General features: G+C 42.6%; 29 protein-coding genes. 28 read left to right on the top strand and 1 reads right to left on the bottom strand.

Translation table 11 applies throughout. The features are described 5' to 3' along the window. Positions 1-7: 7 nt before the first annotated feature. From glyA to ACKTR2_RS06380, 27 genes are all read left to right on the top strand, one after another. On the top strand, positions 8-1,246 hold the full coding sequence (gene glyA, locus ACKTR2_RS06510) for a serine hydroxymethyltransferase (RefSeq protein WP_407883734.1): 1,239 nt from the start codon (positions 8-10) through the stop codon (positions 1,244-1,246). Positions 1,247-1,321: 75 nt separating this feature from the next. Beyond that, complete coding sequence (gene upp, locus ACKTR2_RS06505) at positions 1,322-1,951, top strand: uracil phosphoribosyltransferase (protein ID WP_407883732.1); 630 nt, start codon at positions 1,322-1,324, stop codon at positions 1,949-1,951. A gap of 639 nt (positions 1,952-2,590) precedes the next feature. Continuing rightward, complete coding sequence (atpB, locus tag ACKTR2_RS06500; RefSeq protein ID WP_407883730.1) at positions 2,591-3,295, top strand: F0F1 ATP synthase subunit A; 705 nt, start codon at positions 2,591-2,593, stop codon at positions 3,293-3,295. Positions 3,296-3,318: 23 nt separating this feature from the next. After that, entirely contained in the window at positions 3,319-3,531 is a 213-nt protein-coding gene (gene atpE, locus ACKTR2_RS06495) for a F0F1 ATP synthase subunit C (RefSeq protein WP_407883728.1), read from the top strand. Positions 3,532-3,579: 48 nt separating this feature from the next. After that, on the top strand, positions 3,580-4,104 hold the full coding sequence (gene atpF, locus ACKTR2_RS06490) for a F0F1 ATP synthase subunit B (protein ID WP_407883726.1): 525 nt from the start codon (positions 3,580-3,582) through the stop codon (positions 4,102-4,104). Next, on the top strand, positions 4,088-4,633 hold the full coding sequence (gene atpH / locus ACKTR2_RS06485) for an ATP synthase F1 subunit delta (RefSeq protein ID WP_407883724.1): 546 nt from the start codon (positions 4,088-4,090) through the stop codon (positions 4,631-4,633). Before atpF ends, atpH begins: the two co-directional genes overlap by 17 nt. A gap of 27 nt (positions 4,634-4,660) precedes the next feature. Further along, positions 4,661-6,190, top strand: coding sequence for a F0F1 ATP synthase subunit alpha (atpA, locus tag ACKTR2_RS06480; protein ID WP_407883722.1), 1,530 nt, complete (start codon positions 4,661-4,663; stop codon positions 6,188-6,190). 20 nt (positions 6,191-6,210) lie between these two features. After that, positions 6,211-7,176 carry a F0F1 ATP synthase subunit gamma gene (locus ACKTR2_RS06475; RefSeq protein ID WP_407883720.1) on the top strand — a complete coding sequence of 322 codons (966 nt, stop codon included), beginning with the start codon at positions 6,211-6,213 and terminating at the stop codon, positions 7,174-7,176. Positions 7,177-7,245: 69 nt separating this feature from the next. Next, entirely contained in the window at positions 7,246-8,652 is a 1,407-nt protein-coding gene (gene atpD, locus ACKTR2_RS06470) for a F0F1 ATP synthase subunit beta (protein WP_407883718.1), read from the top strand. A 13-nt stretch (positions 8,653-8,665) separates the two neighbouring features. Beyond that, positions 8,666-9,097, top strand: coding sequence for a F0F1 ATP synthase subunit epsilon (locus ACKTR2_RS06465; RefSeq protein ID WP_407883716.1), 432 nt, complete (start codon positions 8,666-8,668; stop codon positions 9,095-9,097). A 672-nt stretch (positions 9,098-9,769) separates the two neighbouring features. Continuing rightward, the gene (locus tag ACKTR2_RS06460; RefSeq protein ID WP_407883714.1) at positions 9,770-10,471 is read left to right on the top strand and encodes a YveK family protein; all 702 of its coding nucleotides are present in this window, start codon (positions 9,770-9,772) and stop codon (positions 10,469-10,471) included. Between the two features lie 86 nt (positions 10,472-10,557). Next, positions 10,558-11,190 (top strand): CpsD/CapB family tyrosine-protein kinase, encoded by a 633-nt coding sequence (locus ACKTR2_RS06455; RefSeq protein ID WP_407883712.1) that lies wholly within the window; start codon positions 10,558-10,560, stop codon positions 11,188-11,190. Between the two features lie 33 nt (positions 11,191-11,223). After that, positions 11,224-11,859 carry a sugar transferase gene (locus ACKTR2_RS06450; RefSeq protein WP_407883710.1) on the top strand — a complete coding sequence of 212 codons (636 nt, stop codon included), beginning with the start codon at positions 11,224-11,226 and terminating at the stop codon, positions 11,857-11,859. Further along, positions 11,856-12,812 (top strand): NAD-dependent epimerase/dehydratase family protein, encoded by a 957-nt coding sequence (locus tag ACKTR2_RS06445; RefSeq protein WP_407883708.1) that lies wholly within the window; start codon positions 11,856-11,858, stop codon positions 12,810-12,812. Before ACKTR2_RS06450 ends, ACKTR2_RS06445 begins: the two co-directional genes overlap by 4 nt. A gap of 16 nt (positions 12,813-12,828) precedes the next feature. Next, a complete protein-coding gene (locus ACKTR2_RS06440; RefSeq protein ID WP_407883706.1) occupies positions 12,829-13,674 on the top strand; it encodes a glycosyltransferase in 846 nt (281 codons plus the stop codon). Between the two features lie 19 nt (positions 13,675-13,693). After that, positions 13,694-14,506, top strand: a complete 813-nt coding sequence (locus ACKTR2_RS06435) for a LicD family protein (protein WP_407883704.1) — start codon at positions 13,694-13,696, stop codon at positions 14,504-14,506. Between the two features lie 13 nt (positions 14,507-14,519). After that, positions 14,520-15,629, top strand: coding sequence for a glycosyltransferase (locus ACKTR2_RS06430; RefSeq protein ID WP_407883702.1), 1,110 nt, complete (start codon positions 14,520-14,522; stop codon positions 15,627-15,629). A 13-nt stretch (positions 15,630-15,642) separates the two neighbouring features. Beyond that, complete coding sequence (locus ACKTR2_RS06425; protein ID WP_407883700.1) at positions 15,643-16,839, top strand: hypothetical protein; 1,197 nt, start codon at positions 15,643-15,645, stop codon at positions 16,837-16,839. Between the two features lie 81 nt (positions 16,840-16,920). Further along, positions 16,921-18,018, top strand: coding sequence for a glycosyltransferase (locus ACKTR2_RS06420; protein WP_407883698.1), 1,098 nt, complete (start codon positions 16,921-16,923; stop codon positions 18,016-18,018). A gap of 42 nt (positions 18,019-18,060) precedes the next feature. Further along, positions 18,061-19,638, top strand: coding sequence for a lipopolysaccharide biosynthesis protein (locus ACKTR2_RS06415; RefSeq protein ID WP_407883696.1), 1,578 nt, complete (start codon positions 18,061-18,063; stop codon positions 19,636-19,638). A gap of 172 nt (positions 19,639-19,810) precedes the next feature. Continuing rightward, the gene (locus ACKTR2_RS06410; protein ID WP_407883694.1) at positions 19,811-20,032 is read left to right on the top strand and encodes a DUF1146 family protein; all 222 of its coding nucleotides are present in this window, start codon (positions 19,811-19,813) and stop codon (positions 20,030-20,032) included. Between the two features lie 58 nt (positions 20,033-20,090). Then, the gene (gene murA / locus ACKTR2_RS06405) at positions 20,091-21,413 is read left to right on the top strand and encodes a UDP-N-acetylglucosamine 1-carboxyvinyltransferase (RefSeq protein WP_407883693.1); all 1,323 of its coding nucleotides are present in this window, start codon (positions 20,091-20,093) and stop codon (positions 21,411-21,413) included. A gap of 196 nt (positions 21,414-21,609) precedes the next feature. Continuing rightward, on the top strand, positions 21,610-22,596 hold the full coding sequence (gene mreB, locus ACKTR2_RS06400; protein ID WP_407883691.1) for a rod shape-determining protein: 987 nt from the start codon (positions 21,610-21,612) through the stop codon (positions 22,594-22,596). Positions 22,597-22,623: 27 nt separating this feature from the next. Next, positions 22,624-22,926: a membrane protein insertion efficiency factor YidD gene (gene yidD / locus ACKTR2_RS06395; protein WP_407883689.1), complete on the top strand. Its 303-nt coding sequence runs from the start codon at positions 22,624-22,626 to the stop codon at positions 22,924-22,926. Continuing rightward, positions 22,910-23,128: a DUF2969 domain-containing protein gene (locus ACKTR2_RS06390; protein WP_407883687.1), complete on the top strand. Its 219-nt coding sequence runs from the start codon at positions 22,910-22,912 to the stop codon at positions 23,126-23,128. The genes yidD and ACKTR2_RS06390 overlap by 17 nt, the downstream gene beginning before the upstream one ends. A gap of 43 nt (positions 23,129-23,171) precedes the next feature. Further along, positions 23,172-24,386 (top strand): FtsW/RodA/SpoVE family cell cycle protein, encoded by a 1,215-nt coding sequence (locus ACKTR2_RS06385; protein ID WP_407883685.1) that lies wholly within the window; start codon positions 23,172-23,174, stop codon positions 24,384-24,386. Positions 24,387-24,406: 20 nt separating this feature from the next. Then, a complete protein-coding gene (locus ACKTR2_RS06380) occupies positions 24,407-24,706 on the top strand; it encodes a glycine cleavage system protein H (protein ID WP_407883683.1) in 300 nt (99 codons plus the stop codon). Between the two features lie 153 nt (positions 24,707-24,859). On the opposite strand, the gene ACKTR2_RS06375 is transcribed toward ACKTR2_RS06380, so the two are convergent. After that, positions 24,860-25,573 carry a gamma-glutamyl-gamma-aminobutyrate hydrolase family protein gene (locus tag ACKTR2_RS06375; protein WP_407883681.1) on the bottom strand — a complete coding sequence of 238 codons (714 nt, stop codon included), beginning with the start codon at positions 25,571-25,573 and terminating at the stop codon, positions 24,860-24,862. Between the two features lie 295 nt (positions 25,574-25,868). Here ACKTR2_RS06375 and ACKTR2_RS06370 point away from each other — a divergent pair, with 295 nt between their 5' ends. Then, a complete protein-coding gene (locus ACKTR2_RS06370) occupies positions 25,869-26,852 on the top strand; it encodes a DUF2785 domain-containing protein (RefSeq protein ID WP_407883679.1) in 984 nt (327 codons plus the stop codon). Positions 26,853-26,997 lie beyond the last annotated feature (145 nt).

Genomic DNA, 26,997 nt, shown 5'->3' with positions numbered 1-26,997 from the left:
ACTGACCATGAGTTATCAAACAACAGATCCAGAACTGTGGCAAGCCATTGAACATGAGGGCCAGCGGCAACAAGGAACGATTGAACTAATTGCTTCAGAGAATATTGCTTCAGATGCGGTTCGTGCAGCTCAAGGTTCAGTATTAACCAATAAATATGCCGAAGGTTACCCAGGACGCCGTTATTACGGTGGCTGTGAATATATTGATGTGGTCGAGCAACTCGCGATTGATCGAGCGAAAACACTGTTTGGTGCTGAATATGCCAATGTGCAACCACATTCCGGTTCTCAAGCTAACATGGCAGCTTATAGCGCTTTGATAAAACCTGGAGATGTCGTCATGGGGATGGCGCTGGATGATGGTGGTCACTTGACCCATGGTTCGAAGGTTAACTTTAGCGGAAAAACTTACACCTTTTATCCCTATCATGTTGATCCCAAGACACAGCGACTGAATTATGAGGCAATCCGTGAGCAAGCTCAAGAGGTACAGCCACAATTGATCGTGGCAGGCGCCTCCGCGTACAGTCGCACAATTGATTTTAAAGCCTTTCGTGAAATTGCCGATTCGGTGGGGGCCAAGTTGATGGTTGATATGGCCCATATTGCCGGTCTTGTCGCCGTTGGCCTGCATCCAAGCCCAGTTCCATATGCTGATGTTGTGACTACCACGACCCACAAAACATTGCGTGGCCCGCGGGGCGGTATGATTCTTGCCAAAGCTCAATATGCCAAAAAGCTCAATTCGGCCGTTTTTCCGGGAACACAAGGTGGTCCACTGGAACATGTGATTGCCGGTAAAGCAGCTGCTTTGGGTGAAGCATTACAGCCAGAATTTAAGACTTACGGTGAACAAGTCATTCGTAACGCACAAGCAATGGCGGCGGTCTTTAACGCTGATGAACATGTCCGGCTACTAACTGGCGGGACTGACAACCATTTAATGACGCTAGATTTGACGGACACAGCATTGACTGGGGCGGCCTTACAGGACCTGCTAGACGCTGTGTCAATCACGACAAATAAAGAGGCAATTCCAAATGATCCCGAGGGACCTCAAGTCACTTCTGGTTTACGGATTGGAACGCCAGCCATCACAACCCGGGGCTTTAATGAAAATGAATGTGAAGAAGTTGCGGCCCTTATTTTGCAAATGATTCAACATCCTGCAGATGAGGTGGTTGCGAAATTTGTATCGCAGCGGGTTCAGGCTTTAACAGCAGCTCATCCAATTAATGTGAATTAATTACCGTTTGTGCTCGCGTTTGCCACAAAAATCGACTAAAATTGAGAGCAGAAAATAAAAGGAGCGTGGCACCGCATGGGAACATTTCAGGTTCTTGATCATCCACTAATTCAGCATAAATTAACGATTATTCGTAATCGAGAGACAGGCACGAAGGTTTTTCGAGAAGTTGTCAATGAAATCTCAACGTTGATGGCCTACGAGGTGTCGCGGGACATGCCATTGGAAGATGTTGAAGTGACGACGCCGATCGGTCCGACGATTAAAAAGCAATTAGCTGGTAAAAAATTAGCGATTGTGCCAATTTTACGGGCTGGATTAGGGATGGTTGACGGTTTTTTAAACTTGATTCCGGCAGCCAAAGTTGGTCATATCGGGATGTATCGGGATGAGGAAACGCTTCAACCCGTGGAATATTTTGTAAAAATGCCCGCAGATATTGATCAACGGCAAATCTTTGTCGTTGATCCAATGCTGGCTACTGGTGGTTCAGCGATCATGGCAATTGATGCGCTCAAACAACGTGGTGCTAATAATTTTAAATTTATGTGTTTGGTGGCAGCACCTGAAGGTGTAAAAGCTTTACAAGCAGCACACCCGGATGTAGATATTTACACTGCTGCCTTGGATGAAAGCCTCAATGAAGATGGTTATATTGTGCCAGGCTTAGGTGACGCAGGTGATCGTTTATTTGGGACTAAATAACTTTAAGCTATCCTTGAGTAAATCGTGACTGGAATATAAAAGATGTGTAAATATAGCATAACTAGTCGTTGATCTTGTATAAAATCCTTACTCCAAAATGTAGGCGGAGATAAGGATTTTTTAATTTTTCATCCAGTGGTGTTTGACTTTGAAAATTTGAACTAGTTTTGGCGGCTACCAGTACACACTAAACCCAGCTGATTGGCCATTTTAAGGCTGTCGAATGATCTCAGCTGGTCCAGAATAAGAATGCAATAATTAATCAAAAATTGGCTGGTTAACTTGTTATTTAATCAGCTAAAATATTTTTAGCGGACAATTAAATTGGTTTTAAAAAATGCAATCACGAGAGCAGAATTAGAGTGGAGCAACGCTTTGAAACAAAAATGGAACGTGAGAGAAAAATGTAAATTATTTTCAGTAAGCAGATGGAACCGCTTTCTAATTGATGGGAAACTTGTGGCTCTAAGGATGACAGGACTTTGATGAAGTGTAAATTCTTTTGCGATTGATTTTCAATGGTGGTATCATAACTCTGTATTTTGAACAGCAAACGCTCAATTTTTGGACTATTCGGTCAGAGTTGGACTGGTTCACGATATTGTTAGATATTAAGGTTACGAAAAGAGGTGATATTTAGTGGATTCCTTCCAATTTTTGGGGCTGACTTTTCACACTGCTAACATTATTTCAGTGACAATTGCGTTCGCATTGGTGTTTGGTTTCGTTTTCTTTTTATCTAGACGATTAACATTGAAACCAACAGGTGGACAAAATATCTTGGAATGGGTGATTGATTTCACGAACGGAATCGTTCGTGGTCAACTACCTGGACGTGACGGTGGTCAGTTAGGGTTATTTGCATTTACGCTGTTCCTATTTGTATTTTTTGCCAATGAATTTGGTCTATTCTTGCAGGTTGGAGTTAATGGGGTCGATTATGTACGTAGCCCAACTGCAGATCCAGTTATTACGTTAACGATGGCAATGGTTACACTAGCGTTAGCGCACTTTCTGGGTGTGGTGAAGTTTGGTTTCGGCGGTTATCTGTCAAATGCGTATTTAAAGCCATTTGCTGCTTTATTGCCGATTAACCTTATCGAAGAATTCACGAACCTGTTAACGTTAGCTTTGCGGCTTTACGGGAACATCTTCGCTGGTGAAACGCTACTGAAGTTACTCGGTAGTATGGCTTTCTCACATGGGTTGCCAACTATGATTGTGGCGTTACCACTCGAGATTGCTTGGCAAGGGTTCTCAGTCTTTATCGGAGCGATCCAAGCCTATGTTTTTGTAACCTTAAGCACGGTATACATTTCTCGAAAAGTGACAGTAGAGGAATAAAAATCTTAGGAGGATTCAATATTATGGGTGCAATTGCTGCTGGAATTGCCGCTGGTGCGGCTGCCATTGGTGCCGGTGTCGGTGACGGCCTGGTTATTTCAAAGACTTTGGATGGGATGGCTCGTCAGCCTGAAATGTCCGGTCAACTGCGGGGAACAATGTTCATTGGGGTTGGTTTGATTGAAGCCATGCCAATCATTGCGATCGTTATTGCCTTCTTAGTTATGAACAAGTAGTTTGAATTGTGAAGACATACAAATTCTAACTAGAGGAGGTGTCAATAGATGTTTTCACCATTAATACTGGCGTCAGCGAGCGGATTTGATTATGGTGACATGCTGTTTTACATGGTGGCTTTTGTCCTATTAATGTGGTTAGTTAAAATTTTTGCATGGAAACCGGTTAACAAAATGATGTCTGACCGAGCCACAAAAATTGCTAATGATATTGACGCTGCGGAAAAGTCACGATCAGATGCTGAAAGTCTTGCTACACAACGCCAAGATGCGTTGGCCAATTCTCATCAAGAGGCGACAACTATTTTGGCTGATGCCAAAGATGCAGGAAGCAAGCAGCGTGATCAAATCATTACTAAAGCTCAAAGTGACGCGCAACAGCTACGTGAATCGGCAACTGCTGATATTGAGCAGCAGCGTCAAGACGCGTTAGCAAGTGCCCGCAATGATGTTGCGGACTTATCTATTGAGATTGCTTCCAAGATCATTCATAAGCAGTTAGATGCTAATGATCAAAAAGCATTAATTGATTCTTACATTGAAGGGTTGGGAAAAGATGACCAAACTCGCTAAATCGCAAGTTGCTCGTCGTTATGGCCGAGCAATGTTTGATACGGCTAATGAGCAGCATCAAGTAGAGTCGATTAATAACGAGCTCGTTCAAATTCAAGGCGTTTTTCAAGCCATCCCGAACCTTGGCACGATTTTAACTGGTGCTGGGTTGAAGAATCCTGAAAAAGAAGCCCTTTTAAAGCCTTTGCTAGATGGGGCAAGTCCCCTTGTTCATAATTTTTTGCAAATGCTTTTTGACTACGGCCGCTTGAATGATACGGTCGCAATCATTGATGAGTTCAAACGGCTCTACGATGAACAAAATCAAGTGGTCTCGGCCGACGTCACAACTGCTGTTGCTTTAGATATGAACCAGCAACAACGTTTGATGGCCAGCGTGGCTAAACGTGTTGGTGCGAAAACAGTCCGATTGAATGTCGTTATCGATCCTGCCATTATTGGTGGTGTGATTATCAATACTAACGATACGGTAATTGATGGCTCAATTCGTAACCAACTAAACCGTCTGCGACAAACGTTGACGCGTTAAAAATCTTTGTAAAGAGGTGAGATCCGCATGAGCATCAAAGCTGAAGAAATCAGCGCTCTCATTAAACAACAGCTTGAGAACTATCAAGAGGAGCTGACCGTTGAAGAGACGGGAACAGTAACCTACGTCGGTGACGGGGTTGCTCGTGCTCATGGTCTGGATAATGCATTAGCTGGTGAACTGCTCGAATTTGAAAATGGCGTGTACGGAATGGTTCAAAACCTCGAATCTGACGATGTCGGAATCGTGATTTTAGGAGCTTATGACGGGATTCAAGAGGGATCGTCCGTTAAACGGACTGGTCGGATTATGGAAGTTCCTGTCGGCGACGCGTTAATCGGGCGGGTTGTAAATTCTTTGGGTCAACCAATTGACGGAAAAGGTGAGATTAAGACTGATCACACCCGTCCTGTTGAGTTTAAGGCGCCTGGAGTTATGCAACGTAAATCTGTCAGTGAACCATTACAGACTGGTATAAAAGCCATTGATGCCTTGGTTCCGATTGGTCGTGGTCAACGTGAATTGATCATTGGCGATCGGAAGACAGGGAAGACATCACTGGCGATTGATACAATTGTTAATCAAAAAGATCAAAACATGATTTGTGTTTATGTGGCGATTGGACAAAAGGAATCAACCGTTCGTGCTCAAGTAGAGACGCTTCGGCAACTTGGGGCGATGGATTACACAATTGTTGTTTCTGCAGGGCCTTCAGAACCTGCACCAATGCTCTATTTAGCCCCTTACGCGGGAGCCGCGATGGGTGAAGAATTCATGTACAATGGTAAACATGTCTTAATCATCTATGATGACCTATCAAAACAGGCTGTCGCTTATCGTGAGCTTTCCTTAATTCTTCGTCGGCCACCTGGTCGTGAGGCCTATCCTGGAGATATCTTCTACACACATTCACGTTTGCTCGAACGAGCAGCCAAATTGAGTGATGAAATGGGCGGCGGTTCGATGACAGCTTTGCCAATCATTGAAACTCAGGCCGGTGATGTGTCAGCCTATATCCCAACCAACGTGATTTCTATCACTGACGGTCAAATTTTCTTGAATTCTGATTCATTTTATTCTGGTATTCGACCAGCCATTGACGCGGGTACTTCTGTTTCCCGGGTTGGTGGTGATGCTCAAGTTAAAGCTATGAAAAAGGTTTCTGGGACACTACGGCTTGATTTATCTTCTTATGCCGAACTCGCTTCATTTGCGCAGTTTGGTTCTGACTTGGATCAAGCAACTCAGGACCGTTTGAATCGTGGACAACGAACGATTGAGGTGCTAAAGCAACCATTGCATGCACCATTAGCTGTTGAAAAGCAGGTTATCATTTTATATGCCTTGACGCATGGGTACATTGATAAAATTGCCATTGAGGATATCGCGCGCTTCCAAAGCGAGCTGTTTGATAATTTTGATGCGAAACATGCTGATTTATTGGATACCATTCGGTCAACTGGGAATTTACCAGATGATGACGATATGAAGGCTGCAATGTCCGCATTTGTTGATTCTTTTCAACCAACTAAAGCAGCTACGGAAGCCACTAAATAGGTTGAAAGGAAGGTGAGCAAATGCCTGCAGCACTAAACGAAGTGAAACGCCGGATTAGTTCGACGCAAAAAACGGCTCAAATCACAACAGCGATGCAGATGGTCTCAACCTCTAAGCTTAGTCAGATCCAACACCATACGAGTGGGTATCAAATTTATGCAGCAAAGGTTGAAAGCGTTGTGACTCACCTTGCTGCTTCTCATTTACTAGATAGTGGGTCCGTTTCGACGCCCAGTACTAGTTCCAATGATGATGTACCTGCTAGTGGTTTAATGACACAACGCCCAGTTAAAAAAACTGGCTTGTTAGTCGTTACTTCAGATCGCGGCCTAGTTGGCAGTTATAATAGTAATATCATTAAATCTACGAATGACTTTATGCACCAACATGGTGGTAGTCAGAACGATTATGTTGTCTTAGCTATTGGTGGCACTGGCGCTGACTTTTATAAAAAGCGTGGTTTAAACGTGGCTTATGAATATCGTGGTGTCAGTGATGTCCCAACATTTGTTGAAATTAGAGAAATCGTGAAAACTGTGGTGGCAATGTATAACAATGGCGTCTTTGATGAGTTATATGTTTGTTATAGTCATTTTGTTAACCGACTGACATCACGTTTTCGTTCCACACGAATGTTACCAATCACTAGTGACACGGTTATAGATACAAAACCAGACGGCGATGAGAGTGGTTCTGCAAAAGCCGCGGCAGCAGGAATTAACATTACTCCGGAATATGAGTTAGAACCATCCGCTGAAGAAATTTTGCAGGTGGTCTTACCACAGTATGCCGAAAGCCTCGTCTATGGAGCTATTCTGGACGGTAAAACTTCGGAGCATGCGTCAAGTGCGACTGCGATGCAAACTGCCTCGGATAATGCTCATGACCTAATCGGTAATCTTAGTCTTCAATATAACCGTGCACGTCAAAGTGCAATTACTACTGAGATCACTGAAATCACTGGTGGGCAGGCAGCATTGGAATAGGAAGTTAATCCCGATTGACAAGTAAAGGCTTGTCAACGGTAATTATTAAGACGGAAGGAAGATACGCGAATGAGTTCTGGTAAAGTTGTTCAAGTTATCGGCCCCGTTGTTGACGTTGAATTTCCACTAGATGGTTCGTTACCTGCAATTAACAATGCATTACTGGTTAAACGTCCCAATCAAAAGGATCTCACGGTTGAAGTCACCTTGGAACTAGGGGACGGTGTCGTGCGGACAATTGCGATGGATGGAACGGATGGCTTACAACGTGGCATGGAAGTTGAGGACTCAGGTGGCTCAATTTCAGTGCCCGTTGGTGAAGATACATTGGGTCGGGTATTTAACGTCCTCGGAGAACCGATCGACGGCGGAGCAGAGTTTGGTCCAGATGCAAAACGCAATCCGATTCATCGGGAAGCGCCAGAGTATGACCAACTCGCAACAAGTACTGAAATTCTCGAAACGGGAATTAAAGTGATTGATTTACTTGCTCCATATGTACGTGGTGGTAAGGTTGGCCTCTTTGGAGGGGCTGGTGTTGGTAAGACAGTTCTGATTCAAGAACTAATTCACAATATTGCCCAAGGCCATAACGGGATTTCAGTATTCACCGGTGTTGGTGAACGTACTCGTGAAGGCAATGACATGTACTTTGAAATGAAAGGGTCTGGCGTTTTGAAGCAGACCGCCATGGTGTATGGACAAATGAATGAGCCACCTGGTGCCCGGATGCGAGTGGCGTTGACTGGGTTGACGATTGCGGAATATTTCCGTGATGTCAAGGGACAGGATGTGTTGCTGTTTATCGACAACATTTTCCGGTTTACTCAAGCTGGTTCAGAAGTCTCTGCGTTACTTGGACGAATCCCGTCAGCCGTTGGTTATCAACCAACCTTAGCGACAGAAATGGGTCAACTACAAGAACGAATTACTTCTACACAAAAGGGTTCAATTACATCCATTCAGGCGGTTTATGTGCCTGCCGATGACTATACTGACCCGGCGCCGGCAACCACTTTTGCTCATTTGGATGCGACAACTAACTTGGAACGTTACTTGACGCAACAAGGAATTTATCCGGCCGTGGATCCGTTGGAATCAACTTCGTCGGCGTTGACTCCCGAAATTGTGGGACAAGATCATTACGAAGTTGCCACACAAGTCCAACAGATTCTGCAACGATATCACGAGCTACAAGATATCATCTCTATTTTGGGGATGGACGAATTGTCGGATGAAGAGCAGACGGTTGTGGCACGTGCTCGTCGAATTCAGAATTTCTTGAGTCAGCCATTTTCCGTTGCTTCTCAATTTACAGGAATTGATGGACAATATGTTCCTGTTGAAGATACGGTTAAAGACTTTAAGGCCATCTTGGACGGGAAGTATGATGACCTACCTGAAGAGGCCTTCCGATTGGTCGGTACGATTGATCAAGCTGTTGCAAAGGCCAAACAACTACAAGGTAGTAACTAAGGGGGCGTAACCAATGGCTGAACCTCAACTGACGGTTACGATTGTGACCCCGGATGGAACGAGTTACGATAATCATGAGGCTACCATGTTTGTGGCGAAAACAACCAACGGTGAAATCGGAATTATGCCAAACCACGTTCCGCTAATTGCGGCGTTGGAAATTGATGAAGTTCGTGTCAAACATGATCAAAACGCGGAAGATGAAATTGCTGTTAATGGTGGTTTTGTTGAATTCTCTGATAACGTCGCGACAATTGTGGCAGATTCTGCGGAAACGCAGGGTAATATTGATGTTGACCGTGCGCAAAGTGCGCGAACTCGTGCACAACAAGCAATTGAACATGCTCAACAGGCACATGATGCTGACGAACTACGCCGGGCAGAGGTTGCCTTGCGTCGAGCAATTAATCGGATCAATGTTGCCTCGCATACGCAAAATCGTTGATTTACACATTACTTAAAGTTGTACAAAGAGCTGCATTAGAAGCTAAAAAAAGAACCAACAACAGATTGTTTGTTGTTGGTTCTTTTTTTGTTTGATAAACACGGATAAATATTTTGCAAACAAGAGCCAATATGTACCAGCAGTCACAATTATTTACTGATAAATTTGAAAAAATTGGCGTAGCCTGTTAGCTGTCTTCCTCCAAATTGATCGTCATGATGTGGATAGATAATTAATTATTATTCATTATTCATGATTGAAAGATGGAGATTAAAGTAGCCGAGTTTATTTTTGTTATTTAAATAATTGTAATGATAAGATCAATTTTTAAAAAAATGACAAAAGAAAAGTAAATGAATATATTAAAAAAAAGTTCGCTAAAAAGCCTTTCTCAGCGCACTCCTATGAATCTATTTTCGACATATCTAATGATTACCATAGCTAAAAATTTACAGACTATTCAAGATCCGTTAATATATCATTAAAATAACGATAAGGATTTGAAAATAAACGATTGTTTTCGCACATTCCTTACGCGTTGAGGTTGATGCTTTAATTTATGATTTTACGGATTATGCGCCCCGTTAACTGAAATCAAACTCTTGGAATGTACGATGATCATTGTGTTTGTGATAAATGTCATAAAAATCGACGATTATGGAGGTGTTATTGGTGGATAACCTGATGGAGCTAAAATGGCTTGTACAGCTATTAAGAAAAAAATTCTGGCTGATTATTGTGAGCAGTGTACTTTGTGGAGGAGCGGGCTTCGCCGCCGCAAAATTTTTAATTAACTCCGAATATACAGCAACGACGCAGATTTTGATCCGTAAGCAAGGTCCGGTCGGCGAAAATCAAAATGGCACAGCAATTGACCAACAGACAGCATCACAGTTAGTTAGTACTTATAAAGATTTAGTTACCAATCAAGTTGTTTTGCAAGACGTAAGTGACACGCTTAAGAAAAGCCAAGCAAAATGGGCAAAAAGCTTATCTGTAAATCAGCTTAAGCGAGCTATTACGGTTGACGGTGAAGAAAGTTCTCGCGTATTAACGATTAACGTTGCTGCTGATAAGGCAGCCCAAGCACAAATGGTTGCCAAACGTCTTGGAAGCGTTTACAAAGCTGACACAAAGAAAATGATGGGGATGGACAATGTTGCTGTGATTGTTGACGATGTGCACAGTGTTCGCACATCACCGAGTCAGCAATTATTCATGATCGCTGGTTTAGTGGCTGGTTGTTTAATTAGTATGGGGCTGATATTAGCCCGCGAATTGATGGATCAAACGATTAAAACGGATAATTATCTCATTGATCACTGGCGCTTGAAAAATTTAGGCCATATCGGGTTGATTGAACACAGACATTAGATTGCAAAATAAATAAGTTATCTTTATTAACTTTTTGGAGAATACGTATGAAATTATTTAGTAAGTCAAAAAGGAAGTCGCTAGATTTGTCAAACAGGTTAATTACGGTCAGCTCCCGTTCGCCGGTGGCAGAACAACTCCAAACGTTACGCACCAACATTACTTTTTCGATGATGAATCAGGCTGCTAATTCGATTATGTTTACATCGCCTGAAAGTGGTGATGGACGTTCAATTATTGCGGCTAATATGGCGATTGCTTGGGCTAGTCAGGGGCAACGAGTTCTGCTAATTGATGCGGATTTCAGGCATCCTAGCATGCATAAAATTTTTCAAAAACAAGATTATCGAGGCTTGAGAGATGCTCTGTTAACTAGGCAAGTAAATTATCAACGGGATATTCAGGATAGTGACATTGAAAATCTATCAATTATGACCAGTGGGACAGGCATCAAAAATGATGTCAGTTTAATTAAAACGGAAAGAATACCCCATCTTCTTATGCAATTCAAGCAAGTTTATGATCTGGTTGTCATTGATGTGCCATCGTTAATGGATGTTTCAGATACTCAAGTTTTAGCAAGCCAAGTTGATGGAGTGGTACTGGTTATCCGACAAGGACATACGACCAAAATGTCCGTGGACCGCTCTATCGAGTTGCTGCAGATGGCTGATGCTAACTTGTTAGGCTATGCTATGAATTCTGCTGGTAGCGAATAACATAATACGCAGACAAAATTAAGGAGGAGCATCATGGAAAAACAAAACCTTTCTCAAGTAGTTGAATTCGACCTTATGCCGGCTGCTTGGTCCTGGTATTTGCCGATTAAGCGGCTATTGGATTTAATGTTTGTTTTGCCACTTTTTATTCTTGGATTGCCAATTGTTTTAATTGCTGCGCTGGCAGTTAAGCTAGATTCTGCGGGGCCAGCCTTTTTCAAACAAGAACGCCTGGGTTTACAAGGCCGACCCTTAACCATTCTGAAATTACGAACCATGTGTCAAGATGCTGAAAAAAATGGTGCTCAGTGGGCTGAAAAGAAGGATTCACGGGTAACAAACGTCGGGCGCTTCTTACGGAAAACTAGAATTGATGAATTACCGCAATTATTGAGCGTGCTGAGCGGTCAGATGAGTTTAATCGGTCCACGACCTGAGCGACCGGAATTTACCCGAGAATTTGCCCAAACCTATCCCGGCTTTGAGCAGCGGTTACGCGTTAAACCTGGTTTGAGTGGTTATGCCCAAGTTCATGGTGGCTATGATCTTAATCCTGCGGAAAAAGCTGCTTTAGATAAGTACTATATTGATCATCTTAGTCTTCGAATGGATGGACATATTTTCTTGGCCACCTTAAAAACAGTGATCACAGGGGAGGGATCGCGATGAGTCAGCAAATCAAAACGGCTAAAATTTTGGTAACTGGTGGGGCGGGTTTTATTGGCTCGAACCTAGTTGACGAGCTTATTGAAGATAATGAAGTGGTTGTTGTCGATGATTTATCGATGGGAAGGTTGGAGAATTTACCCGTCTCTAGACATCTACATTTTTTTCATCAGTCGATTAATAACAAAGAGTTTATGGAAAAATTACTAATTGATTGGCAGTTTGATTATATTTTTTTACTCGCAGCAGTGGCAAGTGTTGCGGACGCTATTGAGCGACCATACGAAACGCATGAAATTAATCAAAATGCTAATTTACACGTTATGGAAGTGATTCGCGTCCATCAATTACCAGTGAAAAAGGTCTTGTTTGCTTCGTCAGCAGCAGTTTATGGAGATCACCCAACGCTACCCAAGAAGGAAACTTCGCCGATTAGACCACTTTCTCCGTATGCCATCGATAAATATGCAACAGAACGCTTTCTTATCAGTTATGGCAAGCTTTATGGCATTCCTACAGTTGTGACCAGATTTTTCAATGTTTATGGTCCTAAGCAGAACCCGCAATCGCCTTATTCTGGTGTCTTGTCACTGATTCATGCTGCAATCCGTCAAGGCAAAGTGTTTACTATTTTTGGCGATGGTGAACAAACGCGTGATTTTGTTTATGTGAGTGATGTGATTAAGGCCTTACAGTTATTGATCCTTCATGAGCAAGCACTTCATGATGTCTATAACGTTGGCTCTGGACAACAAGTTAGTTTAAAAACGATGATTAAACATTTTGAAGCGATATGTCAACAGGCACTTAGGCTAACTTACCGTCAGCCGCGAGCCGGTGACATTTATGATTCTGGTGCAAGTATTGAGAAAATTTGCGCGCTTGGGTATCAGGTTCAATTTGCACCAAGGCAAGGTGTCGCACACTACATTAAAAGTTATCGATCAGTTAATTAGAGGAGGAGCCCCGTTGATGATTGGATTAATAAACCGCAAATATAGCGCCTTAATAGCTGTTCATCAAAACGAGCGTCCGGAACATTTTCAGTCTGCACTGGCGAGCATTTTTGATCAGACAGTATTGCCAGCGCAGATGATTATTGTTAAAGACGGCCGTCGAATCTCTGAATTAGATGACGTGATTGATCAATATAAATGTATTTGTCAGTATAGACACATTGATTGGGTATACTTAGAAAACCCTCAGGTAATGGGCTTGACAGCGTCATTGAATCAAGGGTTGACCATGTGTCGGGAATCGTTAGTTGCTCGTTTTGATAGCGATGACGTCAATGTTCCAGAGCGTATGGAAAAAACGCTCCAAAAATTTGCCGAGGACCCCGAACTGAGTGTTGTTGGCAGTTGGATTGGTGAATTCGCGACGGCCATTGAGGATGTGACAGGGATTCGTAAAGTACCCATGGATCAAGCCGCTATCCAACGATTGGCACGGCGGCGTAACCCGATGAATCATATGGCTGTGACTTTTCGCCGTGAAGCAGTGATGAGCTTGGGCGGCTACACGGAAATGCCATCCTTCGAAGACTATTACTTGTGGTTAGGAATGCTTAGCCAACAAATGAAATTTGCTAATTTGCAAGAAACACTAGTTTGGGCGCGTGCAGGTAGTCACTTTTGGGAGCGCCGTAGCGGTTGGTATTATTTGCGACGTGAATTGCATTTTCAAAGTGCAGCTTATCGGCAACATTATTTAAGCTTAAGTGATTACCTCGGTAATATTGTTACCCGGTGCGCAGTTCGTTTAATGCCCAAATTAATTTTAGCGCTGGCGTATAAAACAGTTCGTAGCCAAAGGTAAAACTGAGGGAGACGTTAATATGGTGCCAATTGAACTTAAAGAACAACAGAAAATTCTATTTGGATTGCTACAGTACTTACACCAGCTTTGTGAACAACACAATTTACGATATTCGTTGGGAGGAGGAACGTTATTAGGCGCGGCTAAATATCATGGCTTCATTCCTTGGGATGATGACGCGGATATTGTGATGCCACGGCCAGACTTCATCAAATTAATGGAGATTTTAAAACGTCAGCATAAATACCAAGTCCTCGATCCGCAATTGCCAAATTATTTCTACCCGTATGCGAAATTGATTGACCCAAGGACAATTATGAAGACTAGCTATCATTTTGATCGCTATCACGAATTAGGCGTGTTCGTTGATATTTTTCCGATTGATGGTATTCCTAGCGGCAAAAAGCAGCAGATGTTTTTTCTCAAAAAAAATCATTGGTTGAAAGAACGGTTCTTATGCTCGACACCTTTTTATTATTCGGGTACCAAGTGGTACACGACATTAGTCAAATCAATTAAGTTAATGCCTGTTCACTTGATAGCTAAGCGTCAATCCACCAATAAATGGAAGCGGCTATTATTAGCGTCAATGGCAAATTACGAATTTGAAAATTCGCAATGGTCAGGTATTAGGCTGGATGAAGCTGGGGCGGAAATTTTGCCGACGGGGATCTTCAAAAACTATACCACGTTGTCTTTCGAAGGGACGCAGCTGAATGTTATTCAAGATTACAAGAAGGTGTTAACTCGCGTTTTTGGCGATTATATGGCAGATTATCCGCGTCGTCGCCAACGGCCGTGCCATCATTATCTTGCCTATTGGCGCGAATAAAAGGAGGCTGATTATGGATAAGTCACAACCTGTACGAATTCTTCATTTCCCCGACTCCTTGCATCGTAGCAACGGCCGAATGAGTATTGTTATGAATGTCTTCCGTCAATTAGATCGACAAAAAATTCAATTTGATTTTGCCGTTCCCCGTAGCGTTAAGTCTGACTATGAAGAGGAGATTGTTGCCTTAGGTGGGCGCGTTCATTACTATTCGGGTTCCCTGCGAAATTATCGACAAGTAAAGAAATTCATTCGAGATTTGTTATCAAAATATGCTTATCAGGTCATACATTATCACGCGACATCCATTTGGGGCGCTAGCTTACCAGCGGGAGTTACTAAAGGGGTTAAGCATCGAATTATCCATTCACACAACTCTGTTTTTAGTCAAACAAGGTTAAAAAGCTTTCGAAATCGGCTTTTCAGTCATTTCACTCGGCAATATGCGACCGAGTATGTTGCTTGTTCAAAGTTAGCAGGTGAAACGCTATTTGGAACAGCGAAGTTTCGCGTATTAACAAATGCAATTGATACGAACAAATACAAATATGATGCAATGGCTCGTCAACGTATTCGCTCTCAGTACCATTTTGATCAGACAACCGTCGTTTTGGGTCATATTGGTCGGTTGACAACTACTAAGAACCAGAGCTTTTCATTAAAGCTTCTGCAACGATTAATTCAATCTGGAATTAATGCGAAACTTGTTTTACTAGGTGAGGGGCCTGACGAGGCAGCCTTACGACAATTGGTCGCTGAAAATAATTTGCTTCAATCGGTCGTTTTTGCTGGATTAAGAACAGATGTTCACGCCTTTTATAGTGCATTAGATATGTTATTAATGCCTTCATTATATGAAGGTTTACCAATGGTCGGTGTCGAAGCACAGACCTCAGGACTACCAGTGATTTTTAGTGATCATGTGACGACCGAGGCTGGGCTTATCAATGCGTCCTTTTTACCATTGTCTGATTTAAACAGTTGGTTGAAGCAAATTGATTGGCTAAAATCGCAGAATATTAATCGAGCTCAAGCTCAAGCGATGGTTAAAAATGCTGGCTTTGATGTCGTAAACGGCACCCATCAATGGCAGCAGATGTATGAACAAATGATCAATAGATAAGATAGGTGAGCAGATGACAGCTGGATTAACGATGATTATCACGCTTTTAAACCCATTATTTGGCGGGATTTTTGCCGCGCTGGCCGTTCAAAACGATCGCCGTTTTCGACAATTATACGTTGTTGTGATTGCCGTATTAATTGGGATTATGGCTTACAACTTAGTTCCTAGTCGTGAAACGGCCGATTTGGCTCGTTACTTTTATTGGATCGATCATTATTTTCGTGGACATTCATTTGAACACATTTGGCAAAACTACGGATCGCAAGGATTATTTGTTGTTCAACCCTTGATCTATTTCTTAGTGGGATTGACACAGAACAATCAATTATTGCCATTTGGCGTCATGTTGATTGCTTCTCTTTGCAATTTAACCGTTATTACGCGCTTATGTGATAAATATCAAATTAATATGACGAAATGTATCCTGATCTATTTATGCTTGATGCCATTTCCAATTGCGGATTTAGGTGTGCGGACAGTGCTGTCATTTTCACTAGCCAGTCTAGCTATTTATCGTGACCTTGAGGCGCATCGCCGAGGACTCTTAACTTGGTTGATTTACTTGCTAGCGATCTCCGTTCATGTTGCTGGGTTAATCATAGTTTTGATGCGCTTGGTGCTTCTTTTAAAGGTTCACTGGCGTCCCAATCCTATTCGAGCCATATTTAAATTGAGTGCCATGATTGTGATCATCGCAATTGGCTTGGTGGGATTGACTCAACTAGGAGTGTTCGATTTATTCCTCACTAAAAGTAGTTCATATTTTGGCGAAGGAGGAGATGTTAGCTATGTAGAATATTTAAGTAACAGTATATATATGCGTCTGATTCGCCTGTTCTATTTGATGGTTTTTGGCTATATGAGCCTAATCTTATGGCTGCGCAGACATACAACTGGCTTAACAAATAAAGATGGCTATACTTATGCGCTATTGCTAAGCGTCGTTGCATTAATCTCATTTATATCAAAGGATTCAGTTTATCTTCGTCTGACATTTATCCTTCCCACTTTAATGGCCTATCTTTATGTAGGTCGTTCAGCAAATCAGTCTCGGCGACAGTTAATTGGCGACTTATTTTTGACTGGACTCTGCATAGGTGGGGTAATGATTCAAATAACCTATCTGTCTTTGAATACGAATCTCTTTAATTTCATGATTCACGTGTTCCAATCAGGAATAGTTAACTTAATCCTAACGGGTGGTTAATGGCCTTAATCGTTAGCTGGCTAATACCGCGAGTGAGTTTTTCGTACCAATTTTTTCAACTAGTTCAATGGAGGACAAAACATGCGTCCAATTCGTGTTTTACAGCTAGGAATGACTTCTAATTATGGTGGCATTGAAGCTTATGTAATGAATTTATATCGACAGTTAGATCATCAACAATTCCAATTTGATTTTGTCGACTGGTCCACCGATCGATCGATTGCTTATGCAGATGAAATTGTTCAATTAGGTGGACAGATTATTAAGGTTGTGAATCGTCGAACGCATCCTTTGAAAAATTGGCAGATGATTCGTCAATTGGTAACGTCCGATAAGTACCAAGTCATTTATAATAATTTGAATTCCCGGAGCTATTTAACTGGTGTTTTGGCTGGGTTGAAGTGCGCCAAAGCACGGGTTATTGCGCACGCACACAATGACGGTATTGAAAGGGATCATAAACTGAGTCAGTTGTTAGATCAAATCAATCGACACCGGATTAATCGTCGAGGAATTATTAAAGTGGCCTGTAGTCAAGCTGCTGGACAATGGATGTTTAACGGCCAAGACTTTCGAGTGGTTAATAATGCGATTGAAACATCTCACTATGCTTATCGACAAGATGTTCGGCAACGATTACGTCGGCAACTAGGTCTTGAAGGAAAATTGGTAATTGGCAGTGTGGCTCGCTTATCGTCGCAAAAAAATCCATTATTTTTAGTTGAACTATTGGCGACTGTTGTAAAGACAACCCCGCGGGCAGTATTGCTTATCATCGGTGATGGACAAATGCGTGAAGAATTACTAAATTATGCACGGCAATTAAACGTGGCAGATAAAGTAAAGTTAATGGGCATGCAAAATCATACAGCTGATTTTATGCAGGCAATGGATGTGTTAGCAGCTCCGTCAATTTTTGAGGGATTTGGGATCTCGGTGTTAGAAGCCCAATGTGCCGGTCTCCCTTGTGTTGTGTCACCTGCATTTCACCAAGACGTGATGCAAACCCCGTTAGTGGAAAAACGATCATTAGCAGATTTGTCGGGGTGGGTAGAAGCAGTGTTAACGAGTCAACGGTCTATGCCCAGGCATTCATACGCGCTGGACCTTGTTGAACAAGGATTTGACATTAAGATGCTGTCAGAGCAAGTAGTTCCCTTAATGACCGGCGAAGCTTAGAACGATAAAGTTACACTAGTCAATAACATGGGAGGTGAGTCGATGGCTGCCACGTACCAAGCAAGAACGCAACAATCAGTGAAAAATACAATTGCTTCTACGGCCAATTTTGTTCTGTTATTGCCTACTCAATTTATTCTACGATATTTTTTGGCCAAATATTTTGGGATCGAATATCTAGGCTTAAATGGCCTGTTTAACAGCATTTTAAGTGTGCTCTCGCTGGTTGATATGGGGGTTAGCGCGTCCATTACATATGCCTTGTACCGACCGTTAGCCGACCATGATACAACAATGATTAACGCTCTAATGCGCTTATATCGGCGTATTTATCATTGCTGCACGATTGGTGTCATCTTGCTTGGTGTATGTTTATTGCCGTTCCTACAGCTCTTTACTAAACACCAATTTCAAGCCGCTAATGTTAGCTTGATTTTTCTTATCATGGTCTTCAATATGGCATCAACTTATTTTTTGGCCTACAGTCAAGCCTTGCTCATTGCTGATCAACGTAATCGCTTGATTTCTTGGACAGGGTTGGTGTCTGGGTTGATAACCTTGCTTCTGCAAATTGCCCTGATTGTCATAACTAAAAATATTTACGGATACATTGTTATTGCCATGGCCATTACTATCATCTATAACATACTACTGTCACGCTTTGTTAAACGCGCTTATCATCTACAAGTGACGACTGAAAAAGTCCCGAAGGCTGTGATGGTCAAATTGATTGGGAATACAGTTGGTAATGGTTTAACCCGCTTTAGCAGTGTAGTGGTTAGTGGGACAGATGGCATATTAATATCAATGTTTGTAGGATTGCCAGCATTGGGACGTTATTCCAACTATCTGTTGATCACCAACGCAATGCAAAGGTTTTTGTACCAATTATTCAGTTCAGTTCAAGCCAGCATTGGAAATTTTGGTACTACTCGAACAAAACATGAAGGGTACGCTTTATTCAAGCGTTTGAATTTTATCAATTTTGCTATTTCGGCTGTCATTACCGGCGGTTTAGTCAGCTGTGCAAACCCTTTAATCGAACTTTGGTTGGGGGAACATTATGTGCTCACTGTCACGAATGTTGTGTTAATTGCCGCCGCTCTTTTCTTTATTAATTATTTAGTAGTGACGTTAAACTTTATCTCTGCCTACGGTTTATCCCACAAGATGAAGTTAGTCCCAATTTTAGAATCTTTAGCAAACATTGGGTTGGGATTAGTCTTTTTGGCCGTTTTTCACCTCGGACTTAATGGTGTCTTAATTGCGACTATTTTATCAACCACCATCACTGTGGGCTGGCAAAAGCCGTTTCTATTATTTAAACATGGTTTTCAAAAGCCATTTCGATTATTTATCGGCGATGAGATAAAAGATGTGCTCGTCGTAAGCCTGATTGTTGCAGTTAATGTGATGATCTTAATGGCTGGTGAAAACTATTGGAAGCTATCTACTTTGAATCAATTAGCAATGAATTTTGGCTGTAGCATTTTGACATCTGTAGTCATAGTGCTGGTATGCTATCTGCGGGACGCCCGTTTAGAATATGTAATCTCCTTGGTCCGTGGCCTTAGTGGACAGTTGTGGTTTAATTTGGTGGCGACAAAGCGCAAAAATTAAAGTGAACGCCGTTAATTAATCGACTTTAAACGTAGCTAGTGCGCAGATAGCTATTGAATTGCCGTTATTAGTCTGTCAAAACTGTATATTACAGTTTCTTTTTTGACATGATATTTATAACGTAATCAACTATTCTATGATAGACTAATTGAATAAAGCAAAGAGGTGCAAAATGGCGATTTATGGCGTTTCAGTAGTGATAAAAATAGTGTTTCAATTGGCCTTCATTTGGTTTGCCTTGTGGGCACTTCGACCGCTACCACTTGTCAAGATTATGCCGCAATATCCTCGCCAGGCACAAATGTTACTTGTGTTGCTGGCAATCATCATTGGGTATGGTTGTAGCTCTTTTTTCATTGACTTATTTCAGTCAATTATTGGATTTAGACCCTGAAACAATTTAGTTGTTATCGACAAGTAGTGAGTGCCAAATTTTGGAGGCTCGAAAAATTATGGAAAAGATTATTGTTCATGGCGGCCCGGCTCTGAAAGGAACGGTTGAAATTGAGGGCGCTAAAAATGCCGTTTTGCCGATCCAGGCAGCATCAATTTTAGCTTCATCCGGGAAATTGGCTTTAACAAATGTCCCAGCGTTATCAGATGTCTTCTTAATGAACAAGGTTCTCAGTTTCTTGAATGTGGATGTGGCTTTCGATCGTGATAAGAAGAGTGTCACATTTGATGCATCACGGCACCTGAGTTCTGAAGCGCCGTTTGAATATGTATCGAAGATGCGTGCTTCGATGGTCGTGATGGGGCCGTTATTGGCCAGAGTTGGACGGGCCCGAGTCGCGATGCCGGGAGGTTGTGCAATTGGTAGTCGACCAATTGACCTACATCTCAAGGGCTTTGAAGCATTAGGAGCCACAATTGAACAACATGATGGTTATATTGAAGCGAGTGCCGATCAATTGACTGGTGCTAATATTTACTTGGATTTTCCGAGTGTGGGTGCGACAGAAAATATTATGATGGCGGCTACATTAGCTAAAGGGACGACATTAATTGAAAATGTTGCACGTGAGCCTGAAATTGTTGATTTGGCGAATGTGTTGAACAAAATGGGAGCTCGCGTCTTTGGCGCTGGGACTGAGACGATTCGAGTTGAAGGAGTCGCGACGTTGCATGGGTGTGAACACAGCGTCGTCCAAGACCGCATTGAGGCTGGTACATTTATGGTTGCGGCTGCGATCACCGGTGGCAATGTTCTGATTAAAGATGCCATTAGCGAGCATAATAAACCGTTGATTTCGAAGCTGTTAGAAATGGGCGTTCAAGTCCGTGACGAGGTCGATGGCGTACGCGTGATCGGGACAAGTCAATTAAAGCCGGTGACAGTTAAGACTTCACCACATCCAGGTTTTCCAACCGATATGCAACCCCAGATGTCGGTGCTACAGCTGATGGCAAATGGAACAAGCACATTAACAGAAACAGTTTTTGAAAACCGTTTTAACCATCTTGACGAGTTACGCCGTATGAACGCTCGTTTCACGATCGAAGGTAGAAGCGTCGCATTGCAGGGGCCAACGGCATTTAACGGCGCTGAAGTGGCTGCAACGGACCTAAGAGCGGCTGCCGCTCTCGTTTTAGCTGGGCTAGTAGCCAATGGTTATACAACGGTGACTAATTTACAGTACCTAGACCGAGGCTACTGTGATTTCCATGACAAACTAGCTGCTTTGGGTGCAGAGATTGAGCGAGTGGATATTGATGCGGATGTCCGCCAAATCATTGCCAAGCGGCAAAAAAGTGTTTCTTCGAACTTAAATTGATATTGAACTGATTCCAAAGCAAAGGCTCTTTAATTGTCCGACTTGACGTTGGCGCAATTGAGGGAGCTTTTTTGTTTGATGGCCATCCATATTTTAGAAGTCTAAGTCATTGTTAAAGGTTCAGCAAAGGCTGACGGTCGATAAAGGGATATGCTATAATTGTGCATTGAAATTGTGTAATTGAAAGGAGCTCAACATGGCCAAAGATATTGGAATCGATTTAGGCACAGCCAACGTGTTGATCTATGTCGTTGGAAAGGGAATCGTGCTAGACGAGCCATCCGTCGTTGCCATCGATACCAAAACAGAACGCGTACTCGCCGTTGGTTCCGAGGCATACCGAATGGTAGGGCGAACCCCGAGCAATATTCGTGCAATTCGCCCCTTGAAAGATGGCGTCATCTCAGATTTTGATGTGACTGAAGAGATGCTGTCTTACTTCATTAATAAACTAAATGTTAAAGGGTTTATGTCGCGCCCAAATATTATGATTTGTGCACCAACGAATATTACAGAAATCGAACGCAAAGCGATCATTCAAGCTGCCGAAAAATCTGGTGGGGCAAAGGTTTATCTGGAATACGAGCCCAAGGTAGCGGCAATTGGTGCCGGGTTAGATGTGTATCAAGCGACTGGGAACATGGTGATTGATATTGGCGGCGGCACATCAGACATCGCTGTCTTATCTCTAGGAGACATCGTTGCCAGCACATCATTGCGTATGGCTGGTGATCGCATGAACGCCGACATAGCTGCTTATGTGAAGCGAGAACATGGTCTAATGATTGGTGAGCATTCGGCGGAAAATATTAAAATTAAAATTGGGACCGCTGTTCAGATGGATCATCCAGAGACCATGGACGTTCGTGGCCGTGATTCAGTCAACGGGATGCCACATTCTGTGGAAATTAATGCAAATGAGGTTGAAGCCGCTTTGCACGATACGTTGCAGCAGATTATTGACGCTGCGCATGGCGTCTTGGAACGGATTCAACCAGAATTGGCGGCTGACATCATTGACCGAGGAATTATTTTAACCGGTGGTGGTTCGCTATTACATGGGATTGATCAATTGATTTCTCGAGAATTGCAAGTGCCAGTGATGATTTCAGAGCAGCCCTTGGACAATGTGGCCAAGGGCGCCGGACAATTATTAGAACGCATGAGTGGGAAGAAAGCTTAACTGACCCGATAAGAAGGTGAATGGCTGATGAACTGGTTACTAACTAAATTAATTATCGGCTATCAGCGGTTTATTTCACCACTGTTTCCGCCGAGTTGTCGCTACTATCCGACGTGTTCTAACTATATGTTGATCGCAGTTAAGAAACACGGTGGAGTGGCTGGATTCATTATGGGAATGGCACGGATACTGAGATGTAATCCCTTTGTGCGGGGGGGCTACGATCCGGTTCCTGATTATTTTACTGTTCGTCGCAATCCTCATCCCAGTGATATGGATCCGATTGTGGCAGCTGTCTTTTATGGAGAACATCATGACAAAAAAGGATAAGACGATACCCGTTTCAATTGACGAAACGACGATTGCTGGCGAAACCATTGCTCAAGTAACCGTAAATAAACAAATTATTGGTCAAATTAAGCCAGACGGTAAAAAATTTGTTGCAACCATGAATGGTGGTCAGCGATTTAACGCAAAAACGCAAGAAAGCGCGCTTCAAGAGATTCTTGCTGAATACAACTTACATGGTTGAGCACTTTTTGTGAGAATACGAATCAGCTTTAGGGAGGATCCAAGTGCAACAAGAACGTGCTTCCGTCAGTCGGAGTAATAAAAATTTAGATTCACGTATTGATTGGGGCATTATTTTTTGTGTCCTCATGTTGGCATTGATCGGGATTGCTTCAATCTATGTGGCGGCGACGCATGATGCCAAAACGGTGAGCGTGGTCAAGCAAGTGGCCACTCAAGTTGTCTGGTATGTCATTGGAACGGTTGCTGTTGTCATTTTAATGCAATTTGATTCTGAACAATTGTGGAAATTGGCGCCATTGGCCTATGGTGTGGGAATTTTCCTGTTAGTGGCAGTCCTCGTTTTTTACAGTCGAGCTTATTATGTCCAGACCGGTGCTCGCAGTTGGTTTGCCATAGGCCCATTAACATTCCAACCTTCGGAAGTTATGAAGCCAGCTTATATTTTAATGATGGCCCGGGTCATTACGACACATAATAATGATCGTCCTACTCACACTATTCGGGGCGATTGGTTATTGATCGGTAAATTGTTTGCTTGGACGTTACCCATTTTTGTGCTGATGAAGTTACAGAATGACTTTGGGACCAACTTAGTTTTTGCTGCCATTTTAGCTGGACTAGTCTTAGTTTCAGGTGTGACATGGCGCATTTTGGTGCCAGCATTTGCAACTGTCACCGTGATTGGTGGTTCTGCGTTGACGCTTGTGGTTACGACGTGGGGACGGACGCTTTTAGGCCACCTTGGGTTTCAGGCCTATCAATTTGCGCGGGTTGATACGTGGTTGCATCCATCAGCCGACACATCAAATCAAGGTTATCAATTATGGCAAAGTATGAAAGCGATCGGCTCTGGCGGATTGTTCGGCACAGGATTTAATGTGTCACATGTCTATGTTCCAGTTCGTGAATCAGATATGATTTTTTCCGTTATCGGTGAAAACTTTGGCTTTATTGGTGGCTTATTGTTAATAATGTTGTATTTTTATCTAATTTGGCAGATGGTTCGCGTCACATTTGACACTAAGAATGAGTTTTATGCTTATATCGCAACTGGTGTTGTGATGATGATTTTGTTTCATGTCTTCGAAAACATCGGTATGAACATTGGTTTGTTGCCATTAACGGGGATTCCGTTGCCCTTTGTTAGCCAGGGGGGCTCTGCACTGATTGGTAATTTGATCGGCGTTGGCTTGATTATGTCAATGCGATACCACTACACCAGCTATATGTTTAGTAACAATGCCAGTTTCAAGTAAGGGTTAGGGAGGATCTATCAATGAACGAAGCAGAAAAGTACTTTTGGACTAAACCCGATGGTGATGTCGTTCGTCTGGGACTTACGAAAGACGCTCAAGATGAGTTAGGCAACATTACCTATATCGATTTGCCTAAACCAGGTAGCCAAGTGCAAGCGGGTGAGACGTTTGCTAGTATGGAAGCTGAAAAAGCGGTTTCTGATATGCCGAGCCCAGTAAGTGGCAAAGTGGTCACAGTCAATCCGGCGTTAAAAGATGGTCCGGATGCCTTAAATGGTGATTGGGATGACGCTTGGCTGTTAACTTTGAGCCAAAAATAACGGTGATTGGTTTCCTAATTGATCAGGACTAGCGGTCGTGAACTTTATTTAAATAACAAAAACAAACGACCTTGCTTACCGTGACTCGGTAACAAGGTCGTTTGTTTTTGCGTCAGAACCTTTAATGACGTGGCAATTAGGCGTCTGGCAAGGTTAGATCTGAGCAACAAATTTTTCAAACAAATGGGCCGCTTGTGGGTTTGAGGTGGCCATCATTTCAGGATGGAATTGAACACCAATAATTTGTCTATTTTGATCCTCGACCGCTTCGATGACGCCATCAGCCGCAGTAGCGGTGATTTTAAGGCCGGAAGCGGCAATTTTAACCGCTTGATGGTGGAAAGAATTGACAAGACCGGTCGTTCCCCAGATGCCCTCAATAAAGCTGCCTGTTGCGGTTGAAATTTGTTGAGTAGGTGTTTGCCAAGCAGTGGGATACTGGTTATGGCCTAGCGCATTGGGCAGTTGAGTCGTTAAATCTTGATAGTTAGTGCCACCCAATGTTGCGTTGATGATTTGAATACCACGGCAAATCCCTAAGATGGGCTTATGAGCATCGATCGCTGCCAAAATGAGTGCTTGTTCAAAAACATCCCGATCCCAATCGTTGAGCCCATTTTGGGGAATTGGATCCTCATTGTAAAGCTGTGGGGAGACGTCTTGGCCGCCGGTTAAGACTAGTGCATCAATTCTACTTAGGTAGTTTTTTGCGAGATTCGGTGCACCGATTGGCAAAATTAATGGGAGCGCGCCAGCGTTGGATAAAGAGGCGACGTAGTTTTTTTGAGTATAATCCACGTAGTTGTTTTCAAAATGTTGGCTGATACGGATTAGATGGTTTGAGCCAATGCCAATAATAGGTTGCATAACTAAACTCACTTTCTTAAAAGAGGATGATTCCAGTATAACCCGTTAACTGAAACGAAATGTCAAAAATGCTCGCAACATTTATCTTGACTTTGTTTCACGTTTATTTTGTTGTTAAAAAGCTGATATTCGATTAATTACCAGCCCTCAGTTAACAAATTCTGATTTGTGACGATTGCGAAAATGGATTGTCAGTTTGTCATTGATTTATTAAGCAGTATGGATAAAAGTTGCTTCTTAGCCGAATGGTCGGTAAGATGAGCGTGACTGTAAGCTTGTGACAAAGGAGAAACTGATGACTGATGAATTAAAAGAAGTTAATGAAGTACGTGAACATTTAATCGATTTAAGGCAGCAGGTACAGGCTGGAAGTGTGCTGCAATCATTAGGTAATCGCCTCGGACAAATCTTGGATCAATTGCCAGTTAATGAGGCAACGTTGGTCAATTTGCCCGATGATCAAGACGGTATCAAAGCGCTAATTGAGACGCTGAACCAGTCGGTACGTAAGCCCGATCAATTTTCAGTCTCTGATGAGCAATTATTAGCGCTTGTGAACCATTTGGGATCTCCTGATCGTGACATTCGCGATCAAGGCATTTATTATTTTTTTAATGACGCGCTACAGCGTCATGTGTTGAGTGAGTCACAATTAAAATTAGTTTTCAATGCCTTGCTGCAGGACCGCATTCTGTTCAGTCATATTACTGAACCAACGAATGATGGGATCTTTGGCAGATCGTTTGCGATCCTAATATTATCCATTTTGTTATATGCAGATAGGGTCGACGAACAGTTCTTGACACCGGCAATGATTGATCGGCTGGTTATTCAAACAATGACCTACTTGGCTTTGGAAAACGATGCGCGTGGTTTTGTAGGAACTCAGGGCTGGGCGCATGCTTATACCCACATTGGCAATTTGTTAGATGAATTAGCCGAAAGCCCAATTCTTTCACGAGCGGATAAAGTATTACTAATGGTCGAATTGATTCAAAAATATGCGCGCCTAAAGATGCCGCTTATTTTTGGTGAGGATCGACGATTGGCAATGTATTTTAATACCATTTTAAATAAGAACGAACTATACGTGCAGACTTTCTTACATGAGTGGCGATTTTGGCGAGCACAGATTGGCATGGCAAGTGCGCCAACAGAGGAAAAACAATGGCACGGACTCTTCAACCGTTCACGTTTAGTTTTAGCAATGGCGGTGCAAGATGACTTACCAGAAGCAGTTGCAGAAATGATTACCGCAGAGATTAATTTTTTGACGTGATGGATGTAGTACATCAGTTTTAATTTTGGTCTAAGTCGATGCAGGCTGTGTAAAGAACAGATGAACTTAATACTTGTTGTATATAGCAACAATCATCAAAATTCATCAAAAAGCTTCATTTTGACAGCCATTGTTGCCGTCTGGT

This window comes from Furfurilactobacillus curtus (assembly GCF_045862785.1).
Classification (GTDB): Bacteria; Bacillota; Bacilli; order Lactobacillales; family Lactobacillaceae; genus Furfurilactobacillus; species Furfurilactobacillus curtus.
This window is presented reverse-complemented; position numbering and strand designations above follow the sequence as displayed.